Annotated in this window: 14 protein-coding genes and 1 pseudogene; 12 read left to right on the top strand and 3 right to left on the bottom strand. The window is 72.5% G+C overall.

Going from position 1 to position 13,737, the window contains the following annotated elements; all coding sequences use genetic code 11:
• The first annotated feature begins 74 nt into the window (after window positions 1-74).
• Window positions 75-479: a VOC family protein gene (locus tag IE275_RS37005; RefSeq protein ID WP_189717046.1), complete on the top strand. Its 405-nt coding sequence runs from the start codon at window positions 75-77 to the stop codon at window positions 477-479.
• Here the strand turns inward: IE275_RS37005 and IE275_RS37010 are convergent.
• Together IE275_RS37010 and IE275_RS37015 are read right to left on the bottom strand one after the other, a co-directional pair.
• Entirely contained in the window at window positions 476-1,153 is a 678-nt protein-coding gene (locus IE275_RS37010) for a helix-turn-helix domain-containing protein (RefSeq protein WP_189717047.1), read from the bottom strand. The genes IE275_RS37005 and IE275_RS37010 overlap by 4 nt on opposite strands.
• A gap of 71 nt (window positions 1,154-1,224) precedes the next feature.
• Window positions 1,225-2,190, bottom strand: coding sequence for an AraC family transcriptional regulator (locus IE275_RS37015; protein ID WP_189717062.1), 966 nt, complete (start codon window positions 2,188-2,190; stop codon window positions 1,225-1,227).
• A gap of 111 nt (window positions 2,191-2,301) precedes the next feature.
• Between IE275_RS37015 and IE275_RS37020 the strand changes: the two genes are divergently transcribed.
• Complete coding sequence (locus IE275_RS37020; RefSeq protein ID WP_189717048.1) at window positions 2,302-3,135, top strand: Rossmann-fold NAD(P)-binding domain-containing protein; 834 nt, start codon at window positions 2,302-2,304, stop codon at window positions 3,133-3,135.
• 31 nt (window positions 3,136-3,166) lie between these two features.
• On the opposite strand, the gene IE275_RS37025 is transcribed toward IE275_RS37020, so the two are convergent.
• Complete coding sequence (locus tag IE275_RS37025; protein ID WP_189717049.1) at window positions 3,167-4,342, bottom strand: YihY/virulence factor BrkB family protein; 1,176 nt, start codon at window positions 4,340-4,342, stop codon at window positions 3,167-3,169.
• Window positions 4,343-4,465: 123 nt separating this feature from the next.
• Between IE275_RS37025 and IE275_RS37030 the strand changes: the two genes are divergently transcribed.
• From IE275_RS37030 to IE275_RS37070, 10 genes and pseudogenes are all read left to right on the top strand, one after another.
• Complete coding sequence (locus IE275_RS37030; protein ID WP_189717050.1) at window positions 4,466-6,115, top strand: acyl-CoA dehydrogenase family protein; 1,650 nt, start codon at window positions 4,466-4,468, stop codon at window positions 6,113-6,115.
• A gap of 473 nt (window positions 6,116-6,588) precedes the next feature.
• Complete coding sequence (locus IE275_RS37035) at window positions 6,589-7,866, top strand: GAF domain-containing protein (RefSeq protein WP_189717063.1); 1,278 nt, start codon at window positions 6,589-6,591, stop codon at window positions 7,864-7,866.
• Between the two features lie 254 nt (window positions 7,867-8,120).
• Window positions 8,121-9,437 (top strand): hypothetical protein, encoded by a 1,317-nt coding sequence (locus IE275_RS37040; RefSeq protein WP_189717051.1) that lies wholly within the window; start codon window positions 8,121-8,123, stop codon window positions 9,435-9,437.
• Window positions 9,438-9,541: 104 nt separating this feature from the next.
• On the top strand, window positions 9,542-10,114 hold the full coding sequence (locus tag IE275_RS37045) for a GNAT family N-acetyltransferase (RefSeq protein WP_189717052.1): 573 nt from the start codon (window positions 9,542-9,544) through the stop codon (window positions 10,112-10,114).
• Window positions 10,115-10,241: 127 nt separating this feature from the next.
• Window positions 10,242-10,325: a putative leader peptide gene (locus IE275_RS47305; protein ID WP_309486338.1), complete on the top strand. Its 84-nt coding sequence runs from the start codon at window positions 10,242-10,244 to the stop codon at window positions 10,323-10,325.
• Between the two features lie 155 nt (window positions 10,326-10,480).
• Window positions 10,481-12,178 (top strand): nitrite/sulfite reductase, encoded by a 1,698-nt coding sequence (locus IE275_RS37050; protein ID WP_189717053.1) that lies wholly within the window; start codon window positions 10,481-10,483, stop codon window positions 12,176-12,178.
• A complete protein-coding gene (locus tag IE275_RS37055; RefSeq protein WP_189717054.1) occupies window positions 12,175-12,354 on the top strand; it encodes a hypothetical protein in 180 nt (59 codons plus the stop codon). Before IE275_RS37050 ends, IE275_RS37055 begins: the two co-directional genes overlap by 4 nt.
• Window positions 12,351-13,061, top strand: a complete 711-nt coding sequence (locus IE275_RS37060; protein ID WP_189717055.1) for a phosphoadenylyl-sulfate reductase — start codon at window positions 12,351-12,353, stop codon at window positions 13,059-13,061. Before IE275_RS37055 ends, IE275_RS37060 begins: the two co-directional genes overlap by 4 nt.
• Window positions 13,062-13,091: 30 nt before the next feature.
• Window positions 13,092-13,628, top strand: coding sequence for an adenylyl-sulfate kinase (gene cysC, locus IE275_RS37065; RefSeq protein WP_189717056.1), 537 nt, complete (start codon window positions 13,092-13,094; stop codon window positions 13,626-13,628).
• Window positions 13,625-13,737 (top strand): annotated as a pseudogene (locus IE275_RS37070) (sulfate adenylyltransferase subunit CysD); the annotation flags it as partial. The gene cysC and the pseudogene IE275_RS37070, both read left to right, overlap by 4 nt.

Below are 13,737 nucleotides of genomic sequence, written 5' to 3' on the forward strand. Positions count from 1 at the left end.
CCCGGGTTCCCGGCAGCGGCAGCCTGTCCGTTTCCTTCAAGACCGCTCACCCGCCCGTTTCCTATCGTGGCCGCATGAGCACACGTTTCGATGCCATCGGGCTGGTCGTCTCCGACATGGCCGCCTCCGTCGTCTTCTACCGCCGGCTCGGCTTCGCGTTCCCCGAGGGCGCCGAGCGGGAACCGCACGCCGAGGCCGATCTGCCCGGCGGACTGCGGCTCCTGCTGGACACCGAGGAGACCGTCCGCTCCTTCCATCCGGGGTGGCGGCCACCGTCCGGGGGCGGCCGGCACTCGCTCGCGCTGCGCTGTGACGGGCCGGCCGAGGTCGACGCGGTGTACGAGGATCTCGTCGGCGCCGGTCATCACGGCGAGCTGAAGCCGTGGGACGCCTTCTGGGGCCAGCGGTACGCCGTCGTGCACGATCCGGACGGCAACGGCGTCGACCTGTTCGCGCCGCTGGGGGGCGAGACACCCTAGGGCCGCAGTAGGCCGCGGAGCGTGAAGCCCGTGAACTCCCTGACATCGCGCGCGAGATGAGCCTGGTCGGCGTATCCGGTGCGGGCTGCCGTGTCCGCGTACGCAACGCCCTCGCGGGCCAGGGCGAGGGCCCGCTGGAGGCGGAGGATCCGGGCCAGCGTCTTGGGGCCGTAGCCGAACACGCCGAGTGAGCGGCGATGCAACTGGCGGGCGCCGAAGCCCAGTTCGTCGGCGACGGCGGCGACCGGCCGGCCCGCGGCGAGGGCGGCGACGAGTCGGCGCAGCTCGGGTTCGGGCGGGGCCGCCCGCTCCAGCGCGAGTTCCTCCAGCGCCGCCGCGGGCCGGGGCGCTGCGGCGATCCGGGCGTTCAGGCGCCGTACCTCCGCCGGGGACCACAGGTCGGCCAACTCCACGCGCCGGTCCCGCAGTTCGTGTGCGGGCACGCCGAGGAGCGAGGGCGCGGTGCCGGGGAAGAAGCGGATGCCGGTCCAGGCGAGGGACGGCCCGTCGGGGACGTACGCGCGCGTGTCCGGACCGGCGACGAGCAGGCTGCCGCCGTCCCACAGCAGGTCCATGCAGCCGTCGGGCAGTACGGGACGCGCGCCGGGCACCGGCGGCAGGGTGTTCGTCCAGACCACCGCGCCGGCCAGCCGGGAGGGCCGCTCCTGGTACACGTACGCCAGGCTACGCCGCACCCCGCCCGCGGGCGCCGTCGCACCGGCCGTCCTGCCCGAGGGCCCCACCCCTACCCGACCCCGACCCCCATCCCGGATCCGACGCCCACCCGGTACTCCTGCGGGCTCACCCCGTAGACCCGCTTGAACGCGCTGGACAGCGCGAAAGCGCTTCCGTAGCCGACCTGCCGGGCGATCGCGCCGATGGTGTCCTCGGTGGTGCGCAGGTGGTCGGCGGCGAGGGCGAGCCGCCAGCCGGTCAGGTGGGTCATCGGGGGCTCGCCCACGAGGTCGGTGAAGCGGCGGGCCAGGGCGGCCCGGGAGACGCCCGCCTTCGTGGCGAGGGAGGCGACGGTCCAGGGGTGGGCCGGGTCGTCCTGGACGAGCCGCAGGACGCGGCCCACGACCGGGTCGGCCAGCGCCCGGTACCAGGCCGGGGCCGCCGCCTCGGGGCGGGAGAACCAGGCCCGCAGGGCGGCGATGACCAGCAGGTCCAGCAGCCGGTCCAGGACGACTTCCTGACCGGGCTCGTCGCGCGCGATCTCCTCCATGAGGATCGGGGTGAGCGGGCACGGCCATTCCTCGGCGCCGAGGGACAGCAGGGGCGGCAGGGCGTCCAGCAGCCGGCCGCTGATCTCGCCCTGCATCAGATAGGTGCCGATCAGGACGACCGTGGAGCCGTCGAGCCGGTCGCCCCAGGCGCGGACGCCGAGGTCCATGGAGCCGTTCAGCAGGCGTCCGTCGGGGTACGCGCACTGCCCGCCCGGCAGGATCAGCGCCTGCGGCGGCGTACCCGGAGCATCCGCACAGGTGTACGAGTCGGGTCCGCGCGCGATGGCGAGGTCGCCCGCGGCGAGCCGGATCCGTTCCCCGTCGTCGGGTACGACCCACCCCTCGCCGCGCACCATGAGCATCACCGTCAGCGGCGCCCGGTCCTCGACCCGTACGCTCCACGGCGGGTCGAAACACGCCCGGATCATGAGGGCGCCACGCGCGCGTGGCCCCTCGAGAAGGCCGGCAAGGGGGTCTCCCCGCATGAGCCTGTTCGAAAGTGGGGGCGCGTCCATGCGGTCAGCGTAGACGCGCGCTTATGGGAATGAGCCGTTCAGCGATGGGAACGTGCGGGGGCGCGGCAGTTCACTGGGGGCATGACGACGAACACGGACATGACGGTGGTGGTGACCGGCGCGACCGGTCGTACGGGCAGCCGGGTGGCGCAGGCCGCCGAGGCGGCGGGTCTGACGGTGCGGGCGGCCTCGCGGGCGCAGGGGTTCGACTGGCGGGACCGCTCGACGTGGGCGGGGACCCTGCGCGGCGCGGACGCGGCGTATCTGGTGTTCCCGACGGACGTCGGCTCCCCGGAGGCGACCCGGGCGGTCGGGGAGTTCGCCGAGGAGGCGGTGTCGCTCGGCGTACGGCGGCTGGTGCTGCTGTCGGCGCGGGGTGAGGAGCGGGCGCGGCCGACGGAGGAGGCGCTGCGAGTGCCGGGCGCGGAGTGGACGGTCGTCCGGGCGGCGTGGTTCGCGCAGAACTTCAGCGAGGGGCCGCTGGTGGAGGAGCTGCGACTGGGCGGTGAGCTGGTGTTCCCGGGCGGGGAGGTGCGGGAGCCGTTCGTGGACCTGCGGGACGTCGCCGATGTGGTGGTGGCGGCGCTGACGGCGGGCGAGCGGTACGTGGGGCGGGTGCTGGAGGTGTCGGGGCCGCGGTTGCTGACGTTCCGGGAAGCGGTCGCGGACATCGGCCGGGCGGCGGGACGGGAGCTGACGTACACCCCGGTGCCCGCGCGGCGGTACGGGGAGCGGCTGGCCGGGTTCGGGGTGCCGCCGGAGGAGGTGGACTTCCTGGTGGAGCTGTTCGAGTCGCTGCTCGACGGGCGCAACGCGCACCTCTCGGACGGGGTGCGGAAGGTGCTGGACCGTGAGCCGCGGGACTTCGCGGAGTTCGTACGAGAGGCGGCGGGCGCCGGGGTCTGGAAGGCCTGAGCCCCTGCCCGGCGGCGGCGGGCTCCGCGGGTCACTTCCCGCTGGAGGGCTCGTCGTCGTCGCCCGCGCCGTTCGCCTTGGGGGTGCTCTTGGCGTGGGTGCGCAGCCGGCCGGTGACGTCGTCCGGCGGGAGGAAACGGGACCAGCGTTCCGGGAACTCGGAGGGCATGTCCGGGTCGTCGGGGTCGTCGTCCTCGTGGGAACGGGCCGCGGTCACGCGGGCGACGTACTCGGCGGCCACCTCCTCGCGCAGCCGCTCGTTGGCGGCGCGGGCGGCGGCCGTGGCGGCGGCCGGCCAGACACGGTCGATGGCGGCGTTGACGGCGGCCCCGACCAGCACCGCGAAGGCGGACACACCGATCCACAGCAGTACGGCGACGGCGGCGGCGAGGGAGCCGTAGATCGTGGCGCCCTCGATGGTGTTGGTGAGATAGATGCGCAGCAGGAAGCTGCCGAGGACCCACATGGCGAGGGCGACGAGGGCGCCGGGCACGTCCTCGATCCACGGGGAGCGCACGGGCACGGACACGTGGTAGAGCGTGGTCAGGAAGGCGACCGACAGGACGATCACGACCGGCCAGTAGAGGACCTGGACCAGGGTCGTCGACCAGGGCACGATCCGCACCACGGCGTCCGGCCCCGCCACCATCAGGGGCAGCGCGACCGAGCCGATCAGCAGGGCGGCGACGAACAGCAGGAACGCCACCAGCCGGGTCTTGACGATGCCGCGCACGCCGTCGAGGCCGTACATCACGGTGATGGTGTCGATGAAGACGTTCACGGCACGCGATCCCGACCACAGGGCGAACAGGAAGCCGATGGAGATGACGTCGGGCCGGCCGCCCTTCATCACGTCGTCCAGGATCGGCTGCGCGATGTCCGTGACGCCCTTGTCGGACAGGACGGTGCGGGAGGCTTCGAGGAGGTTGCTCTCCAGGCTGCTGATGGAGTCGGTGCCGGTCCAGTCGTCGACGTAGCCGAGCAGACCGATGAGGCTGAGCAGCAGCGGCGGCACGGAGAGCAGCGTGAAGAAGGCGGCTTCGGCGGCGAGGCCGAGGATGCGGTACTCGATGCAGGAGTTGACGGTGTCCTTCAACAGCAGCCAGGCGGTCCTGCGCTTGGAAACGTTCCGGTAGAGGGCACGCGCCCGGTGGAGACGCCCTGAGGGGCTCTCGGGTTGCTCGGGTGACTGACTTGCTGGCTGCACGCCCTAAAGGTATCCGCCGTTCGGGTCTCCACTCACCTCCGGCGAGGCGGCGTCGCCGGGTCGGGGAGCGACGCGCGGGCTCCGCGTGGCCATGACCGCCGTACCCGAGGGTAGGTTCGCCGTATGGCAGGCAGTACGCACACCGTGACCAACCAGCCCCCTCCGCTGACCGGGCACGACGTCTACGGCACCGACCGGGCCCTGGTGGCCGCGGTGGAGCGCCACGTGGGCCCGGAGCTCCGCGACGAGGCGCACGGGGACCTGTCGGCGCTGGGCCGGTCCGCGGGGTCGGCGCAGCTCCAGGAGTGGGCGGCGCAGGCGAACGAGTTCCCGCCGCGGTTGCGCACGCACGACCGGTACGGGAACCGGATCGACGAGGTCGACTTCCATCCGGCGTGGCACCGGCTGCTCGGCAAGGGGGTCGGGGCCGGGCTGACGGCGGCCTGGACGCGGCCGGCCGGGCATGTGCGCCGGGCGGCGGGTTTCCTGGTGTGGACGCAGGTCGAGGCGGGCAACGGCTGTCCGCTGTCGATGACCCACGCGGCGGTACCGGCGCTGCGGGCCGACCCTGAGCTGGCCGCCGTGTGGGAGCCCCGGCTGACGTCGACGGTCTACGACCGTGAGCTGCGGCCCGCCCGGCTGAAGGCGGGGGCGCTGCTCGGGATGGGGATGACGGAGAAGCAGGGCGGGAGTGACGTACGGGCCGCCACGACGGTCGCGACGCCGCTCGCCGAGGACGGGACGTACACGCTGAGCGGGCACAAGTGGTTCTGCTCGGCGCCGATGTCGGACGGTTTCCTGGTCCTCGCCCGGACGCGGCCCGCCGGGGAGGACGGCGATCTGACGTGTTTCCTGGTGCCGCGGGTCCTGGAGGACGGCGGCCGCAACCCGTTTCTGCTGCAACGGCTGAAGGACAAGCTGGGCAACCGGTCGAACGCCTCGGGCGAGGTGGAGTTCGACGGGACGTGGGCGCGCCGGGTCGGTGAGGAGGGGCGCGGGGTGCGCACCATCATCGGCATGGTGGCGGCGACCCGGCTGGACTGTGTGCTGGGGTCGGCGGGACTGATGCGGCAGGCGGTCGCGCAGGCGATCCACCACTGCACACACCGTGCGGCGTTCGGCGGGAAACTCGTCGACAAACCGTTGATGCGCAATGTGCTGGCCGATCTCGCGGTGGAGTCGGAGGCGGCCACGACGCTCGCGCTGCGGCTCGCGGCGGCCTACGACGACGGAGGCGAGCGGGAGCGGGCACTGCTGCGGATCGCCGTGCCGGCCGCGAAGTACTGGGTGACCAAGCGCTGTACGCCGGTGGTGGTGGAGGCGGCGGAGTGCCTCGGCGGGAACGGTTACGTCGAGGAGTCCGGGATGCCCCGGCTGATCCGCGAGTCGCCGCTGAACTCGATCTGGGAGGGGGCGGGCAACGTCCAGGCGCTGGATGTGGTGCGGGCGTTGCAGCGGGAACCGGCCGCGTTGAACGCGTATCTCCAGGAGGTGGGAGCGGCGCGTGGTGCCGATCACCGGCTGGACGCGGCGATCAAGGGACTGCTGACGGAGCTGGCCGATCTCAGTGGGGTGGAGGCCCGGGCCCGCCGGCTGGCGGAGCGGTTCGCGCTGGTGCTCCAGGGGGCGCTGCTGGTGCGGTTCGCCCCGCCGGAGATCGCCGACGCGTTCTGCGCCTCACGGCTGGGCGGGGACGGGGGCGCGGCCTTCGGAGCACTGTCGCCGGGTCCTGACCTCGCGACGATCGTCGAGCGCGCCGCGCCCTCGTCCTGACACCGAAACTCTCGGCAACCGTTTTCACGCACGTCCGGGCGGCCCGGTCACGCACAGGCCTTTGGGGAACCCCACGAAACACTGTTCCCGTGCGAGCGTGGGCGCCCGCGCGGGCCCGCCCCGTCCCACACGGCGCCGCCCCGGGCTCCCGGGCCACCCCGCCTCACCCCAGGAAAGGCAGGTCGCGGGGGTGGTGCTGCGCCGACACGGCACCACCCCCGCAGCGTTGGCCCTGCGAGGCCAGCATCGCCGCTCGGGACGGCGTGGCTCAAGTTTCGGACACGGTGTGGATGTTCACCAGGGTTGCAGGGGGTTGCAACTTCCCGGGGGTTGTGACCGGAGTGGGCCCCTCCGTCCCGGGCGAACGGCAAGATGGGGGCTTCCAGCAAGACCGGAAACAGTCGGCGCAGGAACTTGACATCCGGTCGTCCCGCCAGTGCGCTCCCCGGGAGGCTCCTGTGGCCCACTCGCCGATGAACGTGCCGCAGCTCGCGGTCGTCGACGCCGCGCGGGCGGCGCGGGTGCTCAGTGAGGTCCGCGACGCGAAACTGGCCGGCCAGCGCACGCCCGTGGCCCCGCGCCCGGTGATCGAGCAGTCCTGGGAGCGGATGCTGCGCAGCGGTGTCGATCCGGAACACGACTTCAGAACGGGGCTGCTCGGTCCGGACGAGGTGCGGCGGCGGCGCGAGGAGTCGCCGTTGCGCGACGTGCTGCCGGTGTTGCGGGAGGGCTTGCTGTCCGTCGCGGACGTCGCCCACCACATCATGGTCGTCGCCGACGCGGAGGGCCGGGTGCTGTGGCGGGAGGGCTGCGGCCCGGTGCTGCGCAAGGCGGACGGGCTCGGGTTCGAGCTGGGCGCGGACTGGGGGGAGGAGACCGTCGGCACCAACGGGGTGGGCACGCCGGCGGTGGTGCGGCGGCCGGTACAGGTGTTCGCCGCCGAGCACTTCGTACGGTCGCACGCCACCTGGACCTGTGCGGGTGCCCCGATCAGCGACCCGCGTGACGGGCGGCTGCTCGGCGTGGTCGATGTGAGCGGGCCGTTGGAGACGATGCATCCGGCCACGCTCGCCTGGGTGGACTCGGTGGCGAAGCTGGCCGAGGCCAGGCTGCGGGAGTTGCACATGAGTTCGCTGGAGCGGTTGCGCGCGGTCGCCGCTCCGGTGCTGGCGCGGCTCGGCGGCCGGGCGGCGGCGGTGGACCGGGACGGCTGGACGGCCGCGGTGACCGGGATGCCGTACGTCGGACGGATCGCGCTGCCCAAGTCGCCGTCGGCGGGCCGCCGGTGGCTGCCGGCGCTCGGGCTGTGCGTGCTGGAACCGCTGGCCGGCGGCTGGCTGGTGCGGGCGGTGGACGAGACCGCCGAGCCGGTGGCGCGCGGTGCCACCCGGATCGTGCTGGACCTGAGCCGGGCCCGCCGCTGGTCGGTGACGGTGTCGGGCGGCGCGGGCAACTGGTCCCGTGAACTCAGTCCGCGGCACGCGGAGTTGCTGTATCTGCTGGCCGTCCACCGCGGTGGGCGCAGTGCGTCGGGTCTGGCCGAGGACGTGTTCGGTGATCCGGCCCGCACGGTGACGGTACGGGCCGAGCTGTCCCGGGTACGGCGGTATCTGGGCGGTTTCCTGGAACACCGGCCGTATCGTTTCTGCGAAGCGGCGGACGTCGAGATGCTCCTCCCGGCCGACCCCAGGGACCTGCTGCCGCACTCGACGGCGCCCGCCGTGGCACGAGGCCGGACCTCGACGCCGTGACACCGCACCGGCACCCGCACCCGCACCCGCATCGGCACCCACGGCCGCTCCCACGACCACCGATGTCCCCGTACGCCGACCATATGTGCGCACCGTAGCGATACTGGTGCACCCGGTGGCATCTTCCGCGCATTTGCGGGGTCTTCGCCCGTGGCGGTGCTTGACTGCCGTAGCATCCCCCTACGGGTCACCCCACCTGCTCCTCGGTCAACGTACGGATCAACAGGCGCAGTTGGCCCGCCTCTGGAGGACGAATGAGACATCGCGGCCGACATCGCCGGCGCAGGCGGGGCAGGGCGCTTCGGGCGTTCCTGACGGGCACCGCCCTCGCGCTCACCGCCGCCGCCACCATGATCAGTGCCTCCCAGGCGACGGTCACCGACGACGGTCCCGGTGGCCTGAAACCGCTGACGACGTCCGCCGAGACCGTACCGCTCGGCCTCACCGAGGAACGGATCCCGCAGGCCTCCCTGGACCGGCTCGCCGCCGGGATGGGCAGCCCCGTAGGGGTCGGCGCGGTACTGGCCGGAGCCGACCGCACCCTGCGCGACGCCATCGACTGCTCGGCCGGCGAGCGCAAGACCCTGCCGGTCTCCCCCACCGCCACGCGCGCGTACTGCTGGGGCACCGAGGACACCGACGGCTGGCGGCCCGGCGCCGTCACCACCTCCGGGGACGCGGACGACGACGGTGTCTGGGGCACGAACCGGGTGATCCTCTCCGGCTGGTCCCGCAGCGGCGGCACGACGGCCGACCGGGGCCTGGCCCGGGTCGCCTTCGTCGACGCCAACGACCTCGGCCACCTCGTCTACACCTGGGCGCTGCTGGCCGTGCCCGTGGACGGCGGGCGGGACTACCGGGGGCTGGTCTCGCACCTCTCCGGGATGGTCTGGTACCAGGACAAACTGCTGGTCACCGCCGACGACGGGGACCGGACCGCGCTGTACGTGTACGACATGAACCGCGTCCAGCGCGCCACCGTCGTCTCCGAGGCGGTCGGCCGGGTGCCGGGCGGCTGGTCGGCCCACGGCGACCGGTACGTCCTGCCGGCCGTCGCCTCCTACCGGCCGAGCGACACCGCGGGCGCCGCGCACCCCGCCACCGTCTCCCTCGACCGCAGCACCTCGCCGGACAGCCTGGTCGCCGGTGAGTGGACGCTCGACGGCGGCGACCGCGACGCCCGGCTGTGGCGCTGGCCCTTCAGCACGCTCCCCGGCCACGAGGGCCTGCTCGCCGCGGACGACACCGGGCTCGTCCAGGCGACGGAGGCGTACCGGACCGAGGTCACGGGCGTGCGGGGCGTGCTGTCGTACGGCGGCGGCTGGTATGTGACCCGGGCGGCCGGGACCCGCGAGGAGCGTGGCGAGCTGTGGCGGCAGACCGCCGACCGCGGCGACGAGGACGACGGCCGGGCCCGGGCGGCGGTCTGCGGATCCGCGGAGAGCCACCTGTGCTGGAGCCCGCGGACGGAGTCCCTCTCCTACTGGCAGGAGACCGGAGAGGTCTGGGCCCAGTCGGGGCGGGTGCTGTTCGCGCTGCCGCTGACGTCCGTCGCCCGGCCGGCCGAGTAGCGCAGCCGACGGGAATCCGGCAGGCAGCGGGCGGGAAGCGCCTTCGCGCCCGCCCGCTGGACACGCGATCGACAGATCCGCCGGTCCGATGATTCCCTGGCGGCATGACGAACATCCCCGTGACCACCTGGTCCCTGGAGCAGACCGCGCCGACCGACCTCCTGCCGGCCGCCGCGCCGGACGGTGACGTCCGGATCGTCCGCTCCGAGGTCCCCTCGCCCGAGTTCAGCCGCTTCCTGTACGCGTCCGTCGGCGGCGACATCCGCTGGATCGACCGGCTCGGCTGGCCGTACGCGACCTGGGCGGAGCACCTGGCGCGGCCGGGGGTCGAGACCTGGGTGGCCTACGACCGGGGCACGCCCGCCGGGTACGTGGAGCTGGAGCCGCAGGACGACGGGGCCGTGGAGATCGTCTACTTCGGGCTGGTCCCGGCCTTCCGCGGGCGGCGGATCGGCGGGCACCTGCTGTCGTACGGCGCCGCCCGCGCCTGGGACCTCGCGGACCGCTGGCCGGGACTGCCCGAGACCAAGCGGGTCTGGCTGCACACCTGCAGCCTGGACGGCGAGCACGCGATGGCGAACTACCAGCGCCGGGGCTTCCAGCTGTTCGACACGAAGGTGGAGGAGCAGCGCGAGGTGTCCGCGCCGGGACCGTGGCCCGGCGCATACCCTGCCTGACCTGCACCGACAAGAGGTGCCGCACAGCATGTGATCGACGACACCCTTGTCTCGCATAGCGGGACAAGGGTGTCCGCATCGCGGACGAAGCTGGACTGTGTCCAGATCGCCGTGACACGCTTCCGTCATGTCTGGAACTGGAATTGCCTTGGTGAGTCGGCGGCACGTCGACCTCGGCCGCATGTCCAGCGCCATCTGTCCGGCGAGCTGAGCGCTGCACGCAGCAGTGGCCTCGGGCCATCAGCAGCTCCACCGACAGACCCCGATCCAGCCTCCCCGCGCTGCGCAATGACGCGCACGCATGCCCCCATGCGCCCGTACGCGCAGGTCAGAGCCGCTTTCCGCCTGTCCCGAAGGACGTTCACCATGGCCGCCACCCCGCAGAACCCTGCCGCCTCCGCGCCCCGCCGCAAGGTGAGTCGTCACCGTGGCGAGGGTCAGTGGGCCGTGGGTCACTTCACCCCGCTCAACGGCAACGAGCAGTTCAAGAAGGACGACGACGGTCTCAATGTGCGGACACGCATTGAGACGATCTACTCCAAGCGGGGCTTCGACTCGATCGACCCCAACGACCTGCGCGGCCGTATGCGCTGGTGGGGCCTGTACACCCAGCGCAAGCCCGGGATCGACGGCGGCAAGACCGCGATCCTGGAGCCGGAGGAGCTGGACGACAAGTACTTCATGCTGCGCGTGCGCATCGACGGCGGCCGGCTCACCACCGAGCAGCTGCGGGTGATCGGCGAGGTCTCGCAGGAGTTCGCGCGCGGCACCGCGGACATCACCGACCGGCAGAACGTGCAGTACCACTGGATCCGGATCGAGGACGTTCCCGAGATCTGGGACCGGCTCGAGGCGGTCGGTCTGTCCACCACCGAGGCCTGCGGCGACACGCCCCGTGTGGTCATCGGCTCGCCGGTGGCCGGTATCGCCGAGGACGAGATCATCGACGGCTCCTCGGCCATCGAGGAGATCCAGCGCCGGATCATCGGCAACAAGGCGTTCTCGAACCTGCCCCGCAAGTTCAAGTCCGCGATCTCCGGCTCGCCGCTGCTGGACGTGGCGCACGAGATCAACGACATCGCCTTCGTCGGGGTGCACCACCCCGAGCACGGCCCCGGCTTCGACCTCTGGGTCGGCGGCGGCCTCTCCACCAACCCCAAGATCGGTGTCCGGCTCGGCGCCTGGGTCCCGCTGGACGAGGTCGTGGACGTCTACGAGGGCGTCATCTCGATCTTCCGTGACTACGGCTACCGGCGCCTTCGTACGCGCGCCCGTCTGAAGTTCCTGGTCGCCGACTGGGGCCCGGAGAAGTTCCGCCAGGTCCTGGAGGACGAGTACCTCCAGCGCAAGCTGGTCGACGGCCCGGCCCCGGCGCAGCCCGTGGAGCGCTGGCGCGACCACGTGGGCGTGCACCGCCAGAAGGACGGCCGTTTCTACGTCGGTTTCGCACCCCGTGTCGGCCGGGTGGACGGCGCCACGCTGTCGAAGATCGCCGATCTCGCCGAGGCGCACGGCTCCGGCCGGGTGCGGACCACGGTCGAGCAGAAGATGATCGTCCTCGATGTCGAGGAGGCGCAGGTCGCGTCACTGGTCGAGGCCCTGGAGGCGCTGGACCTGACCGCCAAGCCGTCCCCGTTCCGGCGCGGCACCATGGCCTGCACCGGCATCGAGTACTGCAAGCTCGCCATCGTCGAGACGAAGGCGCGCGGCTCCGCGCTGATCGACGAGCTGGAGCGCCGCATCCCGGACTTCGACGAGCCGATCACCATCAACCTCAACGGCTGCCCGAACGCCTGCGCCCGTATCCAGGTCGCGGACATCGGTCTCAAGGGCCAGCTGGTCCTCAACGAGCAGGGCGAGCAGGTCGAGGGCTTCCAGGTGCACCTGGGCGGCGCGCTCGGTCTGGAAGCCGGTTTCGGCCGCAAGGTCCGTGGTCTGAAGGTCACCTCCGAGGAGCTGCCGGACTACGTGGAGCGCGTGCTGAAGCGGTTCCAGGACGAGCGCGCGGACGGCGAGCGGTTCGCCGTCTGGGCCGCGCGCGCCAGCGAGGAGGCCCTCTCATGAGCGAGCGGGCCGCCCCCTTCTACTGCCCCTACTGCGGCGACGAGGACCTCCGACCGAACGAACAGGGCCACGGCGCCTGGGAATGCGGGGCCTGCAACCGCGCATTCCAGCTGAAGTTCCTCGGGCTGCTCGCCCGGGGCGTTCAGCGCACCGACCCGGGAGGGGACCGGATATGACGACGGCTCAGGAAGGCCGTACCGCCGAGGAGTTGAAGTCGCTCGCCGAGCAGGCGGGCCGCGAGCTGGAGGACGCCTCCGCGCTGGAGATCCTCCAGTGGGCGGTGGACACCTTCGGCAAGGAGTTCTGCGTGACGTCCTCCATGGAGGACGCGGTGGTCGCGCACCTGGCGTCCCGGGTCCTCAAGGGCGTGGACGTGGTGTTTCTCGACACCGGCTACCACTTCCCCGAGACCATCGGCACCCGGGACGCGGTCGAGGCCGTGATGGACGTCAACGTCATCACGCTCACCCCGCGGCAGACGGTCGCCGGGCAGGACGCCGAGTACGGGCCGAAGTTGCACGACCGCGACCCCGACCTGTGCTGCAAGCTGCGCAAGGTGCGGCCGTTGGAGGAGGGGCTCGCGGGGTACCGCGCCTGGGCCACCGGCCTGCGGCGCGACGAATCCCCGACGCGGGCGAACACCCCCGTCGTCGGCTGGGACGAGAAGCGCCGGAAGGTCAAGATCTCGCCGATCGCCCGCTGGACCCAGGACGACGTCGATGCGTACATCACGGAACACGGCGTACTGTCCAACCCCCTGCTGATGGACGGCTACACCTCCGTCGGCTGCGCGCCCTGCACCCGCCGGGTCCTCGAGGGCGAGGACGCCCGTGCCGGCCGCTGGGCCGGACGCGCGAAGACCGAGTGCGGACTGCACGGCTGACCCCCCATGACACCGACATTGGAGAACCACGTGACGAGTGGAGCCACCGTCTGGCTCACGGGTCTGCCGAGTGCCGGCAAGACCACCATCGCGTACGAACTGGCCGGCCGGCTGCGCGAGGAGGGCCACCGCGTCGAGGTGCTCGACGGCGACGAGATCCGCGAGTTCATCTCCGCGGGCCTCGGCTTCAGCCGCGAGGACCGGCACACCAACGTGCAGCGCATCGGCTTCGTCGCCGAACTGCTCGCCCGTAACGGCGTGAAGGCGCTCGTCCCGGTGATCGCCCCCTACGCCGACAGCCGCGAGGCGGTGCGCAAGCGCCACCAGCAGGGCGGGACGGCGTACCTGGAGGTGCACGTGGCGACCCCCGTCGACGTGTGCTCGGTCCGGGACGTGAAGGGCCTGTACGCCAAGCAGGCGGCGGGCGAGCTGACCGGGCTGACCGGGGTCGACGACCCCTACGAGGCACCCGAGACGCCCGACCTGCGGATCGAGTCCCAGGACCAGACCGTGCAGGAGTCCGCGGCGTCGGTGTACGCCCTGCTCACCGAGAGGGGACTGGTGTGACCACCGTTGCCGAGGCCCAGGAGGGGACGGTCAGTCCGTACGCCCTCAGCCACCTGGACGCGTTGGAGTCCGAGGCGGTGCACATCTTCCGCGAGGTCGCGGGCGAGTT

The organism is Streptomyces phaeofaciens (assembly GCF_014648915.1).
GTDB lineage: Bacteria > Actinomycetota > Actinomycetes > Streptomycetales > Streptomycetaceae > Streptomyces > Streptomyces phaeofaciens.

Coding starts and splice junctions, on each gene's coding strand:
- IE275_RS37005 (WP_189717046.1), top strand. CDS start 75: ATGAGCACACGTTTCGATGCCATCGGGCTGGTCGTCTCCGACATGGCC.
- IE275_RS37040 (WP_189717051.1), top strand. CDS start 8,121: ATGAGACATCGCGGCCGACATCGCCGGCGCAGGCGGGGCAGGGCGCTT.
- IE275_RS47305 (WP_309486338.1), top strand. CDS start 10,242: ATGTCTGGAACTGGAATTGCCTTGGTGAGTCGGCGGCACGTCGACCTC.
- IE275_RS37060 (WP_189717055.1), top strand. CDS start 12,351: ATGACGACGGCTCAGGAAGGCCGTACCGCCGAGGAGTTGAAGTCGCTC.
- IE275_RS37035 (WP_189717063.1), top strand. CDS start 6,589: ATGAACGTGCCGCAGCTCGCGGTCGTCGACGCCGCGCGGGCGGCGCGG.
- IE275_RS37045 (WP_189717052.1), top strand. CDS start 9,542: ATGACGAACATCCCCGTGACCACCTGGTCCCTGGAGCAGACCGCGCCG.
- IE275_RS37015 (WP_189717062.1), bottom strand. CDS start 2,190: ATGCGGGGAGACCCCCTTGCCGGCCTTCTCGAGGGGCCACGCGCGCGT.
- IE275_RS37055 (WP_189717054.1), top strand. CDS start 12,175: ATGAGCGAGCGGGCCGCCCCCTTCTACTGCCCCTACTGCGGCGACGAG.
- IE275_RS37050 (WP_189717053.1), top strand. CDS start 10,481: ATGGCCGCCACCCCGCAGAACCCTGCCGCCTCCGCGCCCCGCCGCAAG.
- IE275_RS37020 (WP_189717048.1), top strand. CDS start 2,302: ATGACGACGAACACGGACATGACGGTGGTGGTGACCGGCGCGACCGGT.
- IE275_RS37030 (WP_189717050.1), top strand. CDS start 4,466: ATGGCAGGCAGTACGCACACCGTGACCAACCAGCCCCCTCCGCTGACC.